We start from the raw sequence: 20232 nt of genomic DNA on the forward strand, positions 1-20232 counted from the left end.
GCAAGCCCCCTCCCACATTTAGCTTTGTGTATGGCTGAGTTCGCGCATGCGTTGCAGGACCGCGTTGAGGCCATTGCTGCGCGAGGGTGAGAGTTGACGGGAAAGCCCCAATTGATTGAACCAGTCGGGCAGGTCCACGGCCAGTAGCTCGGCAGCAGAAAGCCCATTGACCCGCGCCAGCAGCAATGCGACTAACCCACGAATCATCCGTGCATCGCTGCTCGCAGCAAACTGCCAGCGACCGTCCTCCAAACGCCCCACCAACCACACCAGGCTTTCACAGCCCTGCACCAGGTTGGCCTCGGTCTTATCTTCATCCGCCAATGCTGGCAGCCGCTCGCCCCATTGCATCAGCATCCGCGCGCGCTGCTCCCAACTGCCCACGGCTTGAAAAGCCTCCAGTGCGGCAACGGCCTCTACCGGCAGGCTCATCGCAGCATGTCCAGCGCCTGGTCCAGCGCTTCAAAGAAGCGCTCCAGGTCATCGGAATCGTTATACAGCGCCAGGGACACGCGAATCGCCCCCGATAGATGCATCGCCTTGAGCAGCGGCATTGCGCAGTGATGGCCGGCGCGCACGGCAATGCCTTGCTCGGTGAGCAGGTGCGCGAGGTCCGCGTTGTGCACGCCATCGACGACAAAACTGACCAGCGCGACCTGTGGCGACCCCAGCACGCGCACGCCATTGCGCGCTTTGAGGCCACGTAACAGGTAGTCATGCAGCGCCGCCTCATGGGCGACGATCGCGGGCTGGTCCAGCGAACCCAGGTAATCCAGGCTGGCGCCCAGGCCGATCACACTGGCAATCGGCGGGGTGCCCGCCTCGAAACCCAACGGTGCCGGGCGGAAGCTGGCGCTGTGGTAGTCCGCCTGTTGCACCATCTCGCCGCCAAACTGCCAGTGGCGCAGGTGATGCAAGGCTTCGTTGCGCCCGAACAGCACGCCGACGCCATCCGGGCCATACAGCTTATGGCTGGAAAACACATAGAAATCGCAGCCCAAAGCCTGCACGTCGTGACGGCCATGGACGATGCCCTGGGCGCCATCGACCACCGTCAGGGTGCCGTGTGGCTGGGCGAGCGCCAGCAGGGCCTCCAGCGGCTGCCAGGCGCCGAGCACGTTGGACAACTGGCTCACCGCCAGCAAGCGTGTGCGTGGGCCGATCAGCTCGGCGGCGGCCGGCAGGTCGATCACGCCGTCATCGTTCAGCGGCAATACCACCAGCGTGGCGGCGCGACGTTTGGCCAGTTGCTGCCAGGGCAGCAGGTTGGCGTGGTGTTCCAGGGCGCTGATGACAATCTCATCGCCCGCATTGAATAAGTGCTCTAGGCCATAGGCCAAGAGGTTCAGCGCTGAGGTCGCGCCGTGGGTGAAGACGATCTGCCCGCTGTCGCCTGCATTCAACCACTGCGCGACCTTGCTGCGACTGTCTTCGAAGGCTTGCGTCGCATGGGCGCCTGGCAAATGCTGGGCACGGTGCACATTGGCTGCGCCATTGGCGTAGTAATGGCTGATGGCATCCAACAGGGCCTGGGGTTTTTGCGTGGTGGCGGCGTTGTCCAGGTAAGTCTGGTCTTGCCGTTGCAGCGTGGCGATGGCCGGGAAATCGGCGCGCCAGGGGGAGGGCACTAGCATGGTGTTCAAGACTCGTATAAGCGAGCCCCAGGGTCGGGGCCCGCTAGTGGCATCGAGTGGCTGCTTAGTTGTGAGCGTGCAGCGCTTCGTTCAGTTCGATGGCCGATTTGTGGGTTTTGCACTCCACCGCACCGGTCTCCGAGTTGCGGCGGAACAGCAGGTCCGGCTGGCCGGCCAGCTCACGTGCCTTGACCACTTTGACCAGTTGGTTTTGTTCGTCCAGCAGCGCAACCTTCGTGCCGGCAGTGACGTACAAGCCCGACTCCACGGTGTTGCGGTCGCCCAACGGGATACCGATACCGGCGTTGGCGCCGATCAGGCAGCCTTCGCCCACCTTGATCACGATGTTGCCGCCGCCCGACAGGGTGCCCATGGTAGAGCAACCGCCGCCCAGGTCCGAGCCCTTGCCGACGAACACGCCCGCCGATACACGGCCTTCGATCATGCCCGGACCTTCGGTGCCGGCGTTGAAGTTGACGAAGCCTTCGTGCATCACGGTGGTGCCTTCGCCCACGTAGGCGCCCAGGCGGATACGCGCGGCGTCAGCGATACGTACGCCGCTTGGTACGACGTAGTCGGTCATTTTCGGGAACTTGTCCACCGAGAACACTTCCAGCAGCTCGCCGCGCAGGCGGGCCTCCAGCTGGCGCTCGGCCAATTCCGCGATGTCGATCGCGCCCTGGCTGGTCCAGGCCACGTTCGGCAACTGCGGGAACACACCGGCCAGGCTCAGGCCGTGCGGCTTGACCAGGCGGTGGGACAGCAGGTGCAGCTTGAGGTAGGCCTCGGGGGTGGAGGTCAGTGCCGCGTCTTCGGCCAGCACGGTGGCGACCAGCGGGGTGTGGCTTTCAGCCAGGCGGCTCAGCAGCGCGGCTTGGGTGGCATCAACACCTTTGAGCGCGTCTGCCAGTTGCAGGGCCTGGGTGACGGTGAAGGTAATCGCCTGGTTGCCTTCGCTGTAACCGAGGATCGGTGCGATGGCGGCGACAATTTCAGCCGATGGATTGAGCAACGGTTGTGCGTAAAACACTTCCAGCCAAGCACCTTGGCGGTTCTGAGTGCCGACGCCGAAGCCCAGGCTGAACAGGGAATTGGACATGCTGTTACCTCTACAAAATGGAAAGGGCTGGCCTACTTGAGGGCCGCCGAATAACTATCTGGCTTGAAGCCAATCAGGGTTCTGTCACCGAGATCGAGCACTGGGCGCTTGATCATCGAGGGTTGTGCGAGCATCAATTCAATGGCTTTCGACTGTTCGAGATCGGCTTTGCGTTCGTCTTCGAGTTTGCGAAAGGTGGTGCCCGCACGGTTCAAAACCACCTGCCAACCGTGCTCGTTGCACCATTGGGTCAAGTGTTCGCGGTCGATACCGGCCGTTTTGTAGTCGTGAAACTCATAGTTGACGCCGTGCTCATCGAGCCAGGTACGCGCCTTTTTCATGGTGTCGCAGGCTTTGATGCCGAAAAGGTGCAACGTTTTGCTTGAAGCGGTCAAGGAATTGCCCCCCTTTGGGCTGCTTAAAACGAAAGATCACGGATTATGCCACGACCAGCGGGTTTGGGTGCCGCTCGTCAGCGCTGTGCGACTTTTGTGCAAAAGCCACTACGCGGCATAGCCGCTAACATAGCCGGGTAATATGGCACTTCAACGGCCACTTGTTGCCTGATGTGTGTCGTTGCAAGTCGATTGTCCGGGAAACCTGTTTTATGCAAACCGCCTACACCGTTCTTATCCTGCTGATGCTGGTCAGCGTTTCGCGTCTGGTCGGGCGTATCATCCCTCTGCCGTTACCGCTGGTGCAAATTGCCGCCGGTGCCCTGCTGGCCTGGCCGACGCTGGGGTTGCATGTGGCGTTGGACCCGGAGCTGTTCCTGTTTCTGTTCCTGCCGCCTCTGCTGTTTTCTGATGGCTGGCGCATGCCCAAGCGCGAGTTATGGCGCCTGCGTGGGCCGATCCTGACGCTGGCGGTGGGGCTGGTGCTGTTTACGGTGGTCGGTGCCGGCTACTTCATTCACTGGCTGTTGCCTACGATCCCGTTGCCGGTGGCCTTCGCCCTGGCGGCCGTGTTGTCGCCGACGGACGCCGTGGCGGTGTCGGCCATTGCCCAGAACCGCTTGCCGACGCCGCTGATGCATATGCTCCAAGGCGAGGCGCTGATGAACGATGCCTCGGGCCTGGTGACCTTCAAGTTCGCCCTGGCGGCGGCGCTGACCGGGGTGTTTTCCCTGGCCGATGCGAGCCTGACCTTTGTCCTGGTGGCGGTCGGCGGCCTGGCTGTCGGTGTGGCGCTCAGCTGGCTGGTCGGCCGTCTGCGCGCCTGGATGATTGCGCGGGGCTGGGATGATCCGGCCACCCACGTGGTCTTCATGTTGCTGCTGCCGTTTGCGGCCTATGTGCTGGCCGAACGCCTGGGCGCATCGGGCATCCTGTCGGCGGTGGCGGCGGGCATGATGCAAAGCTGGCTCGACCTGCTGCCACGCCAGACCAGTACGCGCTTGCTCAATCGCAGCGTGTGGTCGTTGTTGGAGTTTGCCTTCAACGGCCTGATTTTCCTGCTGCTGGGACTGCAGCTGCCGGACATCATCAAGGCCGTGGTCAGTCATGAGCCGACGCTGTGGCCCACGCTGTTTTATCGCTGCCTGGATGTAATCGCGATTTTCCTGGTGCTGGTGGTGCTGCGGTTTATCTGGGTGCAGAGCATCTGGCGGCTGTCGGGTTTATTGCGGCGGTTACGTGGGAAAAGCGAGCTGACCCTGGTGCCCACAGCCCGCTCCTGCTGGCTGTTGACGGTGGGGGGTGTGCGCGGTGCGGTCACTCTGGCCGGTGTGATGTCGGTGCCCTTGCTGTTGGCGCCGGGCCAGGATTTCCCCGAGCGTGACCTGCTGATCTTCATCGCCGCCGGGGTGATCCTCCTGTCGTTGATCGCCGCTTGCATCGCATTGCCGCTGTTGTTGCGCGGCATTGAGAAAAGCCCGGATGAGAAGCGTCATAACGAAGTCCGCGAAGCCTGGAAGAAAACAGCCGTTGCCGCGATTCATGCCCTGGAGGCCGAGGAGCCCGTTGAAACGGAAACCCAGGACGCTGCCCAAGCCGCACTCGCCGCCGAGTTGAAGGCACGGTTGATGTCGGAGTATCGCCATCAACTGGACGTGTTCAACGACTCGGCGGAAGCCCAGGCGCTGGCGCGGCAAATGGATCTGCTTGAGCGGAAGCTGCGTCTCAAGGCGCTGCGGGCGCAGCGGTTGGAGTTGTATAGCTTGAGCCGTCATCACCAGATTGGTGATGACGTCTTGAGGGAGGTATTGGCGGAGTTGGATATGAGTGAGGCGAATCTGGGACATCTGAAATGACCCGTCAGGCGCTTATCAGCGCCGCTGAATGAAATCCCGAATCCGCTCAGCTGCTTCCACGCATTCCCCCAGCGGCGCAACCAAGGCCAGGCGCACGCGCCCCGCGCCTGGATTGACACCGTCCACCTCCCGCGACAGGTACGAGCCCGGCACCACGGTCACGTGTTCTTCGACGAACAAGTCGCGGCAGAAGGCCGCATCGTCGCCCTTTACCTTTGGCCACAGGTAGAACCCGCCATCCGGGCTTTGTACGTCCAGCACCGGCTTGAGGATCGCCAGTACGGCGTCGAATTTTTCCCGGTACAGGTCACGGTTAGCCTGCACGTGGGCTTCATCTTGCCAGGCCGCGATGCTGGCCAGTTGGGTTTGCACCGGCATCGCGCAGCCGTGGTAGGTGCGGTACAGCAGGAACCCCTTGAGGATGTCGGCGTCGCCGGCCACGAACCCGGAGCGCAGGCCTGGCAGGTTGGAGCGCTTGGACAGGCTGTGGAACACCACGCAACGCTTGAAGTCCTGGCGGCCCAGCTCGACGCAGGCGCTGAGCAAGCCCGGTGGCGGCGTTTGCTCGTCGAAGTACAGCTCGCTGTAGCACTCGTCGGCGGCAATAACGAAGTCGTATTCGTCGGCCAGGGCGATGAGTTTTTTCAGGGTGTCGACCGGGATCAGCGCGCCGGTCGGGTTGCCGGGGGAGCACAGGAACAGGATCTGGCAGCGTTTCCAGATGTCCGGCGTCACGGCGTCGAAATCCGGGTTAAAGCCATTGGCATCCAGGCAAGGCAGGTAATGCGGCTTGGCCCCGGCCAGGAACGCGGCGCCTTCGTAGATCTGGTAGAACGGGTTCGGGCTGACCACCAGCGCGTCGTCACCGCGATTGACCACGGTCTGGGTGAAGGCGAACAGCGCCTCGCGGGTGCCGTTGACCGGCAGGATATTGCGCGCCGGGTCGAGCCAGCCCTTGGGCACGTCAAAGCGGCGTTCGCACCAGGCGCCGATGGCCTCGCGCAGGGCCGGGATGCCCAGGGTGGTGGGGTACACCGCCATTTGATCGAGGTTGTTGCTCAGCGCTTCGGCGACAAACGTCGGGGACTTATGCTTGGGCTCACCGATGGACAGCGCGATAGGGCGTTTGTCCGGGTTCGGCGTGACGCTGCCGAGCAGGGCGCGCAGTTTCTCGAACGGATAAGGCTGCAGCTGGTTCAGGGCGTTGTTCATGAGGGCCTCGATCAGGATGAGGACGGCTTTTTGTGGGCGCTGGCTTGCCTGCGATGCGTGCACTCGGTGTATCAGCCATACCGAGTCGATGCCATCGCAGGCCAGCCAGCTCCCACAGGGACCGTGCCCACTGGGACGTTAAATTAATTCAAATGGTCAGTCTGGTCAGCTCGACGCCAGGTTCCTGGGTCACGCTCAATTGCTGGACGATAGCGTCCTGCAGGCGGCGACACAGTTCCGGGTCGGACAGCGGCTGGTTATCGGCATCGGTAATGAAGAACACGTCTTCCACCCGCTCGCCCAAGGTCGCAATCTTGGCATTCTGTAGTGACAAATCGAACTCCAGGAAAATCCCGCCGATCCGCGCCAGCAGGCCAGGGCGGTCCGGTGCGCTGAGCTCCAGCACGGTTACCGGGCGCTGGGCGTCATTGGAAATGGTCACTTGGGGCGCAAACGCAAAGTGCTTGAGCTGGCGCGGGACCCGGCGCTGGATGATGGTCGGGTAGTCGTCCGGGTTGCGCAGGGCCTCGGTCAGGCCTTCGCGGATCTTCTTCACCCGCACCGGGTTATCGCCGATGGATTCGCCTTCGGTGTCGAGCACGATGTAGGTGTCGAGGGTGAACTGGCTGCTGGAGGTGATGACCCGAGCGTCATGGATGTTCAGGTTGAGTTGGTCCATGGCCGCCACGGTCACGGCGAAGAAGTCGTGCTGGTCGGGGGCATAGATGAAGATCTGCGTGCCGCCTTCGAATTCGCGCTGGGTGGTTTCCTTGATCAGCACCAGCGGGCCGCCATCGGCGGGCTGTTGCAGGATCGCGTCACTGTGCCAGGCCACGTCGCCGGCGGTGTGGCGCAGGAAGTAGTCGTCACCCAGTTGCGACCACAGTTGCTCGACATCATCCGGGTCGTTGCCGCCGCGAACGAGGATATCCAGGGCGGCGCTCTGGGTGCGGCGGATCTGCTCTTCGCGGTCCACCGGGTTTTCCAGGCCGCGGCGCAGGGCACGCTTGGTCTCGGTGTAGAGCTGGCGCAGCAGGCTGGCGCGCCACGAGTTCCATAACGTCGGGTTGGTAGCGTTGATGTCGGAAACGGTCAGTACGTACAGGTAGTCCAGGCGTGTTTCATCCTCGACTATTCCGGCGAAGTCATGGATCACCTGCGGGTCGGACAAGTCCTTGCGCTGGGCGGTAGTCGACATCACCAGGTGGTTTTGCACCAGCCAGACGATCAGGCGGCTGTCCCACAGCGGCAGTTGGTGACGTTGGCAGAACGCTTCAGCGTCGACCGCGCCGATCTCTGAGTGGTCGCCATGCCGGCCTTTGCCGATATCGTGGTAGAGGCCGGCGAGGTAGATCAGCTCGGGCTTGGGCAGCTTGGCCATGAGTTTGCTGGCCAGCGGGAATTTCTCTGACACCTGGGTGTACTGCAGCTTACGCAGGTGTTTGATCAGGTTCAGGGTGTGGGCGTCCACGGTATAGATGTGGAACAGGTCGTGCTGCATCTGCCCGACGATAAAACCGAACTCCGGCAAGTAGCGCCCGAGGATGCCGTAACGGTTCATGCGCCGCAGGTTGCGGTGGATGCCGATCTTGCACTTGAACAGCTCGATGAACAGGCTGGTGTTACGGATATCGTTGCGGAAATCGTCGTCGATCAGGTGACGGTTTTCCCGCAGCAGGCGGATGGTGTCGGCGCGCACGCCTTTGATTTCCGGCTGCTGGGCCATCAGCACGAAGATCTCCAGCATGGCGAACGGCGTGCGGCGGAATACATTGTCGTTGCGCGCCTCGATGTAACCGTCGTGCAACTGGAAGCGCGAATTGATCGGTTGCGGCGGCGCCTCGTCTTCGGGGGCCAGGATCACTTCTTCGAAGTGCTGGATGATCAGGTCGCTGAGCTGGGCAATGCTCATGACCACCCGGTAGTACTGCTGCATGAAGCTTTCGATGCTGGTCTTCGCGTCTTCGCCCTCAAAGCCCAGCAGGGTGGCGATGGAGCGCTGGTGGTCGAACAGCAGGCGGTCTTCGGAGCGCCCGGCGAGCATGTGCAGGGCGTAGCGCACTTTCCAGAGGAACTCTTGGGACGAGGCCAGCAGGGCGTTTTCGCTCTCCACCAGGAAGCCTTCGCCAGCCAGGGCGCGAAGGTTCAGGGTGCCGTACTGGCGACGCGCTACCCACAGAATCGTCTGGATATCCCGCAGCCCGCCCGGCGAGCCCTTGACGTTGGGTTCCAGGTTGTATTCGGTGTCGTTGTATTTGTGGTGCCGGGCCTTTTGCTCGGCACGCTTGGCCAGGAAGAAGTCTTTGCTCGGCCACATGTGTGCAGTGCTGGTCACTTCAAGCATGCGCTGGCGCAGGCGCTCGGGGCCGGCGATGGTACGGCTTTCCATCAGGTTAGTGATCACCGTGAGGTCGGCACGGGCTTCTTCGGCGCATTCATCCACCGAGCGCACGCTCTGGCCGACTTCCAGGCCGATGTCCCACAGCAACGTCAGAAAACGCTCGATGGAATCGCGAAAGATCTCATGATCGGCGCTGTCCAGCAGGATCAGCAGGTCGATGTCGGAGTAGGGGTGCAACTCACCACGGCCGTAGCCGCCGACCGCCACCAGGGCGATGTCGGCGTCTTCGCTCCAACTGAACTGTTCCCAGGCCTTTTGCAGGATGTTATCGACGAACCAGGCGCGGTCCTCGATCAGCCGGCGGATATCCCGGCCACTGCGAAAGCGCCCATCGAGCACCTCGCGGGCCTGGCGGATAGCTTTCTTGAACGCAGCGATAGGGCTCGCCTTCAGGGCCAGTTCGGCCTGGAACTGGCCGCGGTCGAAGAGTTCGGGATCCACCTGGGGCATCGATCGGCTTTCCTTTCTATCTATCAGTCAGTCACAACACGGTTGGGGAAAACCTGGGTGATCCTTACGCGGAAACGCGCGGGATCGTGTCGTCCGCACGCAGGGTGAAGATCTCGTAGCCGGTTTCGGTGACCAGCAGGGTGTGTTCCCACTGGGCCGAGAGCTTGCGGTCCTTGGTGATGGCGGTCCAGCCGTCGCCCAGTACCTTGGTGTCGGCCTTGCCCTGGTTGATCATCGGTTCGATGGTGAAGGTCATGCCTGCCTTGAGTTCCATGCCGGTGCCGGCACGGCCGTAGTGCAGGATCTGTGGCTCTTCGTGGAAGACGGTGCCGATGCCGTGGCCGCAGAATTCGCGCACCACCGAGAAACCGTTCTTTTCCGCGTGCTTCTGGATCACTTCGCCGATGTCGCCCAGGCGGCAGCCGGGCTTGACGATTTCGATGGCCTTGTACATGCACTCCTGGGTGACCTGCGACAGGCGCTCGGCCCAGACCGGTACGGTGCCGACGTGGAACATGCGGCTGGTGTCGCCGAAATAGCGGTCCTTGATGACGGTGACGTCGATGTTCAGGGTGTCGCCGTCCTTCAACGGCTTGTCACCCGGAATCCCGTGGCAGACCACGTGATTGACCGAGGTGCAGATCGACTTGGGGAAGCCTTTGTAGTTCAGCGGCGCAGGAATGGCGCCCTGCACATTGACGATATAGTCATGGCAGATCTGGTTCAGGGTTTCGGTGGTAACGCCAGGCTTGACGTGCTCGGCGATCATTTCCAGCACGTCGGCAGCCAGTTTGCCGGCGATGCGCATGCCAGCGATGTCTTCGGCGGTTTTCAAGCTAACGGTCATACAGGCTCTCTCTAGCGCGACGCGCTGAAATCAATACGGTTTACGGGCGTGCGACAAAAGGTTACAGAATTCGCACAAGCCTCAAAAAACGCGATTCTAACAGACCATGGCGTCAAATCATGAGCCTCTGATGATCGCTTCTCTCTATAAGGTGGGGGGTTGTTGGCTCTATTCAAAGGGTTGCATGAAAGAGGCTCGCGGCAAATGTGATTGCGGGTTCCGTTTTCGCCCTTGCTGTGGTATAAAATGCGCCGCTTTCCGGGGATACCCCGCAAAGCTTAAATCCACACACGTGTCGACACGATGACCTGGGTGCCGGAGGCCTTGATGCCGCTGGTTGGTCATTGGGATACGTGGAGGCCAAACCCGACTTATTAAGGAACTATCATGTCCCAAGTCAACATGCGCGATATGCTGAAGGCCGGTGTGCACTTCGGTCACCAGACCCGTTACTGGAACCCGAAAATGGGTAAATACATTTTCGGCGCGCGTAACAAGATCCACATTATCAACCTTGAAAAAACCCTGCCGATGTTCAACGAAGCACTGACTTTCGTAGAGCGCCTGGCCCAGGGCAAAAACAAGATCCTGTTCGTCGGCACCAAGCGTTCCGCTGGCAAGATCGTTGCTGAAGAAGCAGCACGTTGCGGTTCGCCGTACGTCGATCACCGCTGGTTGGGCGGCATGCTGACCAACTTCAAAACCATCCGTGCTTCCATCAAGCGTCTGCGTGACCTTGAAGTGCAAGCCGAAGACGGTACTTTCGCCAAGCTGACCAAGAAAGAAGCGCTGATGCGCTCCCGTGACCTGGAAAAGCTCGATCGTTCCCTGGGTGGTATCAAGGACATGGGCGGTCTGCCTGACGCACTGTTCGTTATCGACGTTGATCACGAGCGCATCGCGATCACCGAAGCCAACAAGCTGGGCATCCCGGTTATCGGCGTAGTCGATACCAACAGCAGCCCGGAAGGCGTTGACTACATCATCCCAGGCAACGATGACGCAATCCGCGCTATCCAGCTGTACATGGGTTCGATGGCTGACGCTGTAATCCGTGGTCGCAACCACGTTGCTGGTGGTGCCGAGCAGTTCGTTGAAGAAGCTCCGGTAGCTGCCGCTGAGTAATTGACGCCCTGGCGTTGACTCAGTAAGCAAAAAGGGGGCTTGGCCCCCTTTTTGCCACCTCGAAAACCATTTGTCGGCTCCCACTTGTGGCAGCGCAACCTAGCGACTGTAACGTGCAGCAGCCTACAAGGGTTATTCGGGAAGAATTGATCGCCCGTTTGATCGGGTGGAATGGTTGAAAACCTATCCAAGAGGATTTTGAAATGGCAGAGATTACTGCAGCGTTGGTTAAAGAACTGCGTGAGCGTACCGGCGAAGGCATGATGGATTGCAAAAAGGCCTTGACCAAGGCCGGCGGCGACATCGAAAAAGCCATCGACGACATGCGTGCCTCCGGCGCCATCAAGGCTGCCAAGAAAGCAGGCAACGTAGCTGCTGAAGGCGCAATCGCTCTGAAAGAAGACGGTAAGTCCGCTGTTCTGCTGGAAGTGAACTCGCAGACCGACTTCCTGGCTCTGCAGGACGACTTCAAGGCATTCGTTGCTGCCAGCGTTGAAAAAGCATTCGCTGACAAGCTGACTGACGCCGCTCCGCTGATCGAAGCTCAAGAAGCTGATCGCCTGGTACTGGTCGGCAAGGTTGGCGAAAACGTCAACATCCGTCGCCTGGTTCGCGTTGAAGGTGATGTTGTCGGCGGTTACCTGCACGGCAACAAAATCGGTGTAGCGGTTGTTCTGAAAGGCGGCAACGTTGAGCTGGCCAAAGACATCGCTATGCACGTAGCGGCCAGCAACCCTGAGTTCCTGCTGCCATCGGAAGTGTCTGCTGACGCAATCGAACGTGAAAAAGCGGTGTTCCTGAGCCTCAACGCTGACAAAATCGCTGGCAAGCCAGAGAACATCGTTGAAAACATGATCAAGGGCCGTATCAGCAAGTTCCTGGCTGAAGCAAGCCTGGTTGAGCAGGCGTTCGTCAAGAATCCTGAAATCAAGGTCGGCGAACTGGCCAAGAAAGCCGGTGCTGAAATCGTTTCCTTCACTTACTTCAAAGTAGGCGAAGGCATCGAGAAGCCGGTCGACAACTTCGCTGAAGAAGTTGCTGCCCAGCTGGCTGCCGCCAAGCAATAAGACAGTCTTCAACTGTCGCCCGAAAGAGGCTGCCCGCTCACGCGCGCAGCCTCTTTTCAAATGGGAAGGTCGATTTTATTTGGCTTCCCCTCGGAACTGGCTTACAAAGCCGTGTTCCGATGGCGCTGTGACAGCGTCCAGCTAGAGTGAACGCAAGCCGTAAAACGGCTCGCCAAGAATTTTTAAAAATACGCCGCAGGAGAGATTCGCAATGGCTCAGCAGGGCAGTGGTTATCAGGCTCGCTATAAACGCATTCTACTCAAGCTTAGCGGCGAGGCCCTGATGGGCTCGGAAGAGTTCGGGATCGATCCCAAAGTACTCGACCGCATGGCGCTGGAAGTCGGCCAACTGGTCGGTATCGGCGTACAGGTCGGCCTGGTGATCGGCGGCGGTAACCTGTTTCGCGGCGCGGCACTGAGTGCGGCCGGCATGGACCGGGTCACCGGCGATCACATGGGCATGCTGGCCACTGTGATGAACGCCCTGGCCATGCGCGACGCCCTGGAGCGCGCTAATATCTCGGCTATCGTGATGTCGGCTATTTCCATGGTCGGCGTGACCGATCACTATGACCGCCGCAAAGCCATGCGCCACCTGAACGCCAAGGAAGTGGTGATCTTCGCCGCCGGCACGGGTAACCCGTTCTTCACCACCGACTCGGCAGCGTGCCTGCGCGCCATCGAGATTGATGCTGACGTGGTGCTCAAGGCGACCAAGGTAGACGGCGTTTACACCGCAGACCCATTCAAAGACCCGCATGCCGAGAAGTTCGATCATCTGACCTACGATGAAGTCCTGGATCGCAAGCTGGGCGTGATGGACCTGACGGCTATTTGCCTGTGCCGCGACCACAAGATGCCGCTGCGCGTATTTAACATGAACAAGCCCGGCGCCCTGCTGAACATCGTACACGGCGGCGCAGAAGGGACTCTGATCGAGGAAGGCCAACAATGATCAACGAAATCAAGAAAGACGCCCAGGCGCGTATGCAGAAATCCCTGGAATCGCTGAGCCATGCATTCGGCCAGATCCGTACCGGCAAGGCGCACCCGAGTATCCTGGGCAGCGTAATGGTGCCTTACTACGGTTCTGATACCCCTATCAGCAGCGTTGCCAACATTACCGTTAAAGATTCGCGCACCCTGCAAGTCGTGGCCTTCGAGCGCAACATGCTCGGTGCCGTCGACAAGGCCATCCAGAGCGCTGGCCTGAACCTCAACCCAACCAACCTGGGTGAGTTGCTGCTGATCTCCATGCCGGCCCTGACTGAAGAAACCCGTAAGGGCTTCACCAAGCAGGCGCGCAGCGCTGCCGAAGATGCGCGCGTCGCCGTGCGTAACATCCGTCGCGATGCCCTGGGTGACCTGAAGAAACTGGTCAAGGACAAGGAAATCAGCGAAGACGAAGAGCGTCGTGCCACTGCTGATATCGATAAGCTGACCAAGGATGCCGAGGCCCAGATCACTAAGGCCACGGAAGAAAAAGAAAAGGACCTGATGGCCGTATAAGGGGTCAGGACGCCTTCATGGAAAAGACCAAGCAGACTGTGCCCTCTGTGGTGCCGCGCCATGTCGCGATCATCATGGATGGGAATAATCGCTGGGCGAAGAAACGCTTTATGCCGGGTGTGGCCGGGCATAAAGCGGGTGTCGATGCGGTGCGGGCGGTGATCGAGGTATGCGCCGAAGCCAAGGTCGAAGTGTTGACCTTGTTCGCGTTCTCCAGTGAAAACTGGCAGCGGCCCGCCGAAGAAGTCAGCGCCTTGATGGACTTGTTCTTCCGGGCGTTGCGTCGTGAGGCCAAGCGCCTCAATGACAACAACATCTGTCTGCGCATCATTGGTGATCGCTCGCGCTTCCATCCGGAATTGCAGGCGGCCATGCGCGAAGCTGAGGCCATTACTGCCGGCGCCAACCGTTTTGTGCTGCAGATCGCAGCCAACTACGGTGGCCAGTGGGATATCGCCCAGGCCGCGCAGCGGCTGGCCCGCGAAGTGCAGGCCGGTCATCTGCGACCCGACGACATCACGCCCGAACTCTTGCAAACCTGCCTGGTGACCGGTGACCTGCCGTTGCCTGACTTGTGCATCCGTACCGGTGGCGAGCACCGCATCAGTAATTTCCTGTTGTGGCAGCTGGCCTACACCGAGCTGTACTTCTCCGACCTGTTCTGGCCGGACTTCAAACACGATGCCATGCGTACTGCGCTGGCCGATTTCGCTTCCCGTCAGCGTCGCTTCGGTAAAACGAGTGAGCAGATCGAAGCTGGAGCCCGGGTTTAAATGCTTAAACAACGAATCATCACAGCACTGATCCTGTTGCCGATCGCCTTGTGTGGGTTTTTCCTGCTCGAGGGTTCCGGCTTTGCGCTGTTTATCGGCCTGGTCGTCACCCTGGGTGCCTGGGAATGGGCGCGCCTGGCAGGTTTCAATGCACAGTTGCCGCGGGTGGCCTATGCCGCCGTGGTGGCCGCCTTGGCGTTTCTCTTGTACATCCTGCCCGACATTGCACCTTGGGTGTTGGGTGCGGCAGTACTGTGGTGGGCGCTGGCGACATTCCTGGTGTTGACTTACCCGCGCACCAGCAGTCAATGGTCGAGCGTGGCCTGCAAGTTGGTGATTGGTTTATTGATCCTGCTGCCGGCGTGGCAGGGGCTGATTGAGATCAAGCGTTACCCGATGGGTAACTGGCTGATCCTGGCGGTCATGGTGCTGGTCTGGGGGGCGGATATCGGTGCCTACTTCTCCGGTCGGGCCTTTGGCAAGCGCAAGCTGGCACCGGCGGTCAGTCCGGGCAAGAGCTGGGAGGGTGTATACGGTGGTTTGGCGTTGACGCTGGTGATCGCACTGGTCGTCGGTGTTGTGCGTGGCTGGGCGGTGAAGGACATCTTCCTGGCGCTGGTGGCTACAGCCATTGTCGTGTTTATCTCGGTGGTGGGTGACCTCACCGAAAGCATGTTCAAGCGCCAGGCCGGGATCAAGGACAGCAGCAACCTGCTGCCGGGTCACGGCGGTGTGCTGGACCGCATCGACAGCCTGACCGCTGCCATTCCGATCTTTGCCGTGCTGTTGTGGATGACGGCGTCGTGAGCCGCCTGCAACAAGTGACCGTGCTGGGTGCAACCGGCTCGGTAGGGTTGAGCAGCCTGGATGTGATTGCGCGCCATCCTGATCGCTACCAGGTTTTCGCCCTCACCGGGTTTACCCGCATGAGCGAGCTGCTGGCCCTGTGCGTACGCCATGCGCCGCGATTTGCGGTAGTGCCTGAAGCCGCTGCGGCGCGGACGCTGCAGGATGACCTGCGGGCTGCCGGGCTTGCGACTCAGGTGTTGGTCGGGGAGGAGGGGCTGTGCCAAGTCTCGGCCGACGCCGAAGTTGACACGGTGGTCGCCGCCATTGTCGGTGCTGCGGGGTTGCGTCCAACTCTGGCGGCCGTCGACGCTGGCAAGAAGATCCTGTTGGCCAATAAAGAAGCGCTGGTCATGTCCGGCGCGCTCTTCATGCAGGCGGTGCGCAAAAGTGGCGCGGTACTGCTGCCACTCGATAGCGAACACAATGCGATCTTCCAGTGCATGCCCGGCGACTATGCCCGTGGCCTGAGTCAGGTGGGTGTGCGTCGGATCCTGCTGACCGCCTCCGGAGGGCCGTTCCGGAAAACCCCGCTCGCGGAGCTGGAACAGGTGTCGCCCGACCAGGCGTGCGCTCATCCGAACTGGTCCATGGGGCGCAAAATCTCTGTGGATTCGGCGAGCATGATGAACAAGGGGTTGGAACTGATCGAGGCGTGCTGGCTGTTCGATGCGCGGCCTGACCAGGTCGAGGTGGTGATTCACCCGCAAAGTGTGATTCATTCCCTGGTCGACTACGTGGACGGTTCGGTCCTGGCGCAGTTGGGCAACCCCGATATGCGCACCCCGATCGCCAATGCCCTGGCCTGGCCCGAGCGGATCGATTCCGGCGTGGCGCCTTTGGACCTGTTTGCCGTGGCTCGTCTGGACTTCGAAGCGCCCGACGAGCAGCGCTTTCCGTGCCTGCGCCTTGCCCGGCAAGCTGCCGAAGCGGGCAATAGCGCGCCGGCGATGCTGAATGCGGCCAATGAGGTGGCGGTGGCGGCGTTTCTCGAACGGCGCATCCGCTTTCCGCAGATCGCGAGTATCATCGAGGACGTCCTGGCGCTTGAGCCTGTTGTGACGGTGAGCGATCTGGGGGCAGTATTCGAGGCCGATACCAAGGCCCGGGCCCTGGCGGAACAATGGTTGAACCGCAACGTGCGTTAGCCTGTGGGCAGGTTTGAGCCTTGAGGCACTGGATAGGAATGCGGAGAACTTAGATGAGTGCGCTTTACATGATTGTCGGCACCCTGGTTGCTCTGGGTGTGCTGGTTACCTTCCACGAATTCGGCCACTTCTGGGTGGCGCGTCGTTGCGGCGTCAAGGTATTGCGCTTTTCCGTCGGTTTCGGCATGCCGCTGTTGCGCTGGCACGACCGCCGTGGCACCGAGTTCGTGATCGCGGCTATCCCGTTGGGTGGCTACGTCAAGATGCTCGATGAGCGCGAAGGTGAAGTGCCGGCAGACCAACTGGACCAATCTTTCAATCGCAAGACCGTTCGTCAGCGTATCGCCATTGTTGCCGCCGGTCCGATCGCCAACTTCCTGTTGGCGATGGTGTTCTTCTGGGTCTTGGCCATGCTGGGCAGCCAGCAGGTGCGTCCGGTCATCGGCGCGGTCGAGTCGGACAGTATCGCCGCCAAGGCTGGGTTGGTTGCTGGGCAAGAAATTGTTTCCATTGATGGCGAACCCACCACGGGGTGGGGCGCGGTCAATTTGCAGTTGGTGCGTCGCCTGGGTGAAAGCGGCACCGTCAACGTGGTGGTGCGCGAGCAGGATTCCACCACCGAAACCCCGCGCGAGCTGGCTCTTGACCACTGGCTAAAGGGTGCTGATGAGCCTGATCCGATCAAGTCTCTGGGCATACGGCCCTGGCGTCCGGCCTTGCCGCCGGTGCTCGCGGAGCTGGACCCGAAAGGCCCGGCCCAGGCTGCAGGCCTGAAAACGGGCGACCGCTTGTTGGCCCTCGATGGCCAGTCGCTGGGTGACTGGCAGCAAGTGGTTGACTTGGTGCGTGTACGTCCTGAAACCAAAATTGTGCTGAAAGTTGAGCGCGATGGTGCTCAAATCGACGTCCCTGTGACGCTGTCCGTTCGCGGGGAAGCCAAGGCGGCCGGGGGTTACCTGGGTGCCGGGGTCAAAGGTGTCGATTGGCCGCCATCGATGGTGCGCGAAGTCAGCTTCGGGCCGTTGGCTGCCATTGGCGAGGGCGCAAAACGCACTTGGACCATGAGTGTACTGACCCTCGAATCGCTCAAGAAAATGTTGTTCGGCGAGCTCTCGGTAAAAAACTTGAGTGGGCCGATAACCATTGCTAAAGTGGCGGGCGCTTCTGCCCAGTCGGGTGTCGCGGATTTCCTGAATTTCCTGGCTTATCTGAGTATCAGCCTGGGTGTTCTGAATTTGCTGCCCATTCCGGTATTGGATGGGGGGCATCTGTTGTTTTATCTGGTCGAGTGGGCGCGTGGTCGCCCCTTGTCGGATCGGGTGCAGGGTTGGGGGATACAGATCGGTATCAGTTTGGTGGTCGGGGTGATGTTATTAGCCTTGGTCAACGATCTGGGTCGACTGTAACGCTTCGCTGAATTGCGAATCTGCCGCATTTTGCGGCAGTTTGTTTATTGCCAGTTGGAATAAGAAAGGACTTCATGAAACGTCTGCTGCTAACTGCGGTTCTCACCGTATTGATGATCGCCGAAGTTCACGCCGAGTCCTTCACCATCTCCGATATTCGCGTCAACGGCCTCCAGCGGGTTTCCGCGGGTAGCGTCTTTGGTGCCTTGCCGTTGAACGTTGGGGAACAGGCTGATGACCGTCGCCTGGTGGAATCCACTCGTGCGTTGTTCAAAACCGGTTTCTTTCAAGACATCCAACTGGGTCGCGAAGGCAACGTCCTGGTCATCACCGTCGTCGAGCGACCCTCCGTCGCCAGTATCGAGATCGAAGGCAACAAGGCGATCTCGACTGAAGACCTGATGAAGGGCCTCAAGCAATCCGGCCTGGCCGAGGGCGAGATCTTCCAGCGTGCCACCCTTGAAGGTGTGCGTAACGAACTGCAACGCCAGTACGTTGCCCAGGGCCGCTACTCCGCGACCGTGGAAACGGAAGTGGTGCCGCAGCCGCGCAACCGTGTTGGCCTCAAGGTCAACATCAACGAAGGCACCGTGGCCGCGATTCAGCACATCAACGTGGTGGGCAATACCAAGTTTGCTGATGAAGACCTGATCGACCTGTTCGAACTCAAGACCACCAACTGGCTGTCGTTCTTCAAGAACGATGACAAGTACGCCCGTGAAAAACTTTCCGGTGACCTGGAACGCCTGCGTTCCTACTACCTGGACCGTGGCTATATCAACATGGATATCGCTTCGACCCAGGTGTCCATCACCCCGGACAAGAAACACGTCTATATCACTGTCAACGTGAACGAAGGCGAGAAGTACAAGGTTCGTGACGTGAAGCTGAGCGGCGACCTGAAAGTGCCTGAAGACCAGGTCAAGGCGCTGCTGCTGGTGCAGAAAGACCAAGTGTTCTCGCGCAAGCTGATGACCACCACGTCCGAACTGATCACCCGTCGCCTGGGTAACGAAGGCTATACCTTCGCCAACGTCAACGGTGTGCCGACCCCGCATGATGATGACCACACTGTGGACATCACCTTCGTCGTCGATCCAGGCAAGCGTGCCTACGTGAATCGTATCAACTTCCGTGGCAACACCAAGTCTGCGGACGAAGTGCTGCGTCGTGAAATGCGCCAGATGGAAGGTGGCTGGGCGTCGACTTACCTGATCGACCAGTCCAAGACCCGTCTTGAGCGCCTGGGCTTCTTCAAGGAAGTCAACGTCGAAACCCCGGCCGTACCGGGCGTGGATGACCAGGTTGACGTGAACTACGCCGTTGAAGAACAAGCGTCGGGCTCCATCACCGCGAGCGTCGGCTTCGCACAGAGTGCCGGTTTGATCCTTGGTGGTTCGATCACCCAGAACAACTTCCTCGGTACCGGTAACCGAGTGTCCATCGGCCTGACCCGAAGCGAATACCAGAGCCGATATAACTTCAGTTATACCGACCCTTACTGGACTGCCGACGGTGTGAGCCTGGGCTACAACGCCTTCTACCGCACCACCGACTACAAAGACCTCGACGTTGACGTAGCAAGCTACGCAATCGACAGCCTCGGTGCCGGTGTCAACGTGGGTTACCCGATCAGTGAGACCTCGCGTCTGACCTTCGGCCTGACCGCGCAGCAGGATGAGATCAAGACCGGTGTGTACACCGTGGACGAGATCTTCGACTTTACCCGTCGCGAAGGCGACAAGTTCCTGAACTTCAAGGCGTCTGCCGGCTGGTCCGAGTCGACCCTGAACAAAGGCGTACTGGCGACCCGTGGCCACTCCCAGAGCCTGACCCTGGAAACCACCACGCCGGGCAGCGACCTGTCGTTCTTCAAACTCGACTACCGTGGCCAGCTGTTCCAGCCATTGAGCGACAACTACACCATGCGCCTGCACACTGAGCTGGGCTATGGCGATGGTTATGGTTCTACCAATGGCTTGCCGTTCTATGAAAACTACTATGCTGGTGGTTTCAACTCGGTACGTGGCTTCAAGGACAGCACCTTGGGTCCGCGTGGTACGCCAAGCCGTGGTGTGGGTGTGACCGGTAACCAAGGCACTGTGGCCGACTCCGACAACGACCCGCTGCCGTTCGGTGGTAACGTCTTGATCCAGGGTGGCGCGGAAATCCTGTTCCCACTGCCGTTCGTGAAAGATCAGCGTTCACTGCGTACGTCGGTCTTCTGGGACGTGGGTAACGTGTTCGATTCCAAGTGCGAGCAGATCAAAAACCCGAGTGGCGTGAAGTCCAACACTCAGTGCAACGACGTGAGCCTCAGCAACCTGGCAAGCTCCGTGGGTGTGGGTGTGACTTGGGTGACTGCACTTGGCCCATTGAGCTTTGCTCTGGCCATGCCGATCAAGAAACCGGACAACGCTGAAACCCAGATTTTCCAATTCTCCCTCGGCCAGACGTTCTAAGC

At 60.2% G+C, this 20232-nt stretch carries 17 protein-coding genes; 10 read left to right on the forward strand and 7 right to left on the reverse strand.

From position 1 onward, the window contains the following. Positions 1-18: 18 nt before the first annotated feature. From QCBJ_RS23910 to QCBJ_RS23925, 4 genes are all read right to left on the reverse strand, one after another. Positions 19-432: a SufE family protein gene (locus tag QCBJ_RS23910; protein ID WP_102061741.1), complete on the reverse strand. Its 414-nt coding sequence runs from the start codon at positions 430-432 to the stop codon at positions 19-21. Continuing rightward, complete coding sequence (locus QCBJ_RS23915; protein ID WP_043204901.1) at positions 429-1634, reverse strand: aminotransferase class V-fold PLP-dependent enzyme; 1206 nt, start codon at positions 1632-1634, stop codon at positions 429-431. The genes QCBJ_RS23910 and QCBJ_RS23915 overlap by 4 nt, the downstream gene beginning before the upstream one ends. A gap of 64 nt (positions 1635-1698) precedes the next feature. After that, a complete protein-coding gene (gene dapD, locus QCBJ_RS23920; protein ID WP_012722589.1) occupies positions 1699-2733 on the reverse strand; it encodes a 2,3,4,5-tetrahydropyridine-2,6-dicarboxylate N-succinyltransferase in 1035 nt (344 codons plus the stop codon). A 32-nt stretch (positions 2734-2765) separates the two neighbouring features. Next, positions 2766-3074: an arsenate reductase gene (locus tag QCBJ_RS23925; RefSeq protein ID WP_371916689.1), complete on the reverse strand. Its 309-nt coding sequence runs from the start codon at positions 3072-3074 to the stop codon at positions 2766-2768. A gap of 266 nt (positions 3075-3340) precedes the next feature. On the opposite strand from QCBJ_RS23925, the gene QCBJ_RS23930 reads away from it, so the two are divergent. Then, on the forward strand, positions 3341-4984 hold the full coding sequence (locus QCBJ_RS23930) for a Na+/H+ antiporter (RefSeq protein ID WP_043204902.1): 1644 nt from the start codon (positions 3341-3343) through the stop codon (positions 4982-4984). 15 nt (positions 4985-4999) lie between these two features. On the opposite strand, the gene dapC is transcribed toward QCBJ_RS23930, so the two are convergent. The 3 genes from dapC to map form a co-directional block, all read right to left on the reverse strand. Continuing rightward, entirely contained in the window at positions 5000-6196 is a 1197-nt protein-coding gene (gene dapC / locus QCBJ_RS23935; RefSeq protein WP_012722592.1) for a succinyldiaminopimelate transaminase, read from the reverse strand. A 148-nt stretch (positions 6197-6344) separates the two neighbouring features. Then, positions 6345-9047, reverse strand: a complete 2703-nt coding sequence (locus QCBJ_RS23940; RefSeq protein ID WP_012722593.1) for a [protein-PII] uridylyltransferase — start codon at positions 9045-9047, stop codon at positions 6345-6347. 64 nt (positions 9048-9111) lie between these two features. Continuing rightward, positions 9112-9894, reverse strand: coding sequence for a type I methionyl aminopeptidase (gene map, locus QCBJ_RS23945; protein WP_012722594.1), 783 nt, complete (start codon positions 9892-9894; stop codon positions 9112-9114). 387 nt (positions 9895-10281) lie between these two features. On the opposite strand from map, the gene rpsB reads away from it, so the two are divergent. From rpsB to bamA, 9 genes are all read left to right on the forward strand, one after another. Then, positions 10282-11019, forward strand: coding sequence for a 30S ribosomal protein S2 (gene rpsB, locus QCBJ_RS23950; RefSeq protein ID WP_102061743.1), 738 nt, complete (start codon positions 10282-10284; stop codon positions 11017-11019). Positions 11020-11222: 203 nt separating this feature from the next. Then, a complete protein-coding gene (gene tsf / locus QCBJ_RS23955; RefSeq protein ID WP_012722595.1) occupies positions 11223-12086 on the forward strand; it encodes a translation elongation factor Ts in 864 nt (287 codons plus the stop codon). Between the two features lie 211 nt (positions 12087-12297). Then, positions 12298-13041, forward strand: a complete 744-nt coding sequence (gene pyrH, locus QCBJ_RS23960) for a UMP kinase (protein WP_003172271.1) — start codon at positions 12298-12300, stop codon at positions 13039-13041. After that, positions 13038-13595 (forward strand): ribosome recycling factor, encoded by a 558-nt coding sequence (gene frr / locus QCBJ_RS23965; protein ID WP_012722596.1) that lies wholly within the window; start codon positions 13038-13040, stop codon positions 13593-13595. The genes pyrH and frr overlap by 4 nt, the downstream gene beginning before the upstream one ends. A 17-nt stretch (positions 13596-13612) precedes the next feature. Next, complete coding sequence (gene uppS, locus QCBJ_RS23970; protein WP_012722597.1) at positions 13613-14368, forward strand: polyprenyl diphosphate synthase; 756 nt, start codon at positions 13613-13615, stop codon at positions 14366-14368. Then, on the forward strand, positions 14369-15175 hold the full coding sequence (locus QCBJ_RS23975; RefSeq protein ID WP_012722598.1) for a phosphatidate cytidylyltransferase: 807 nt from the start codon (positions 14369-14371) through the stop codon (positions 15173-15175). After that, entirely contained in the window at positions 15172-16362 is a 1191-nt protein-coding gene (gene ispC, locus QCBJ_RS23980) for a 1-deoxy-D-xylulose-5-phosphate reductoisomerase (RefSeq protein WP_012722599.1), read from the forward strand. Before QCBJ_RS23975 ends, ispC begins: the two co-directional genes overlap by 4 nt. Positions 16363-16415: 53 nt before the next feature. Beyond that, a complete protein-coding gene (rseP, locus tag QCBJ_RS23985) occupies positions 16416-17768 on the forward strand; it encodes a sigma E protease regulator RseP (protein ID WP_012722600.1) in 1353 nt (450 codons plus the stop codon). 74 nt (positions 17769-17842) lie between these two features. Continuing rightward, the gene (gene bamA / locus QCBJ_RS23990; RefSeq protein ID WP_012722601.1) at positions 17843-20230 is read left to right on the forward strand and encodes an outer membrane protein assembly factor BamA; all 2388 of its coding nucleotides are present in this window, start codon (positions 17843-17845) and stop codon (positions 20228-20230) included. Positions 20231-20232 lie beyond the last annotated feature (2 nt).

This window comes from Pseudomonas sp. QC2, assembly GCF_002859085.1.
GTDB classification, from domain to species: Bacteria; Pseudomonadota; Gammaproteobacteria; order Pseudomonadales; family Pseudomonadaceae; genus Aquipseudomonas; species Aquipseudomonas petroselini.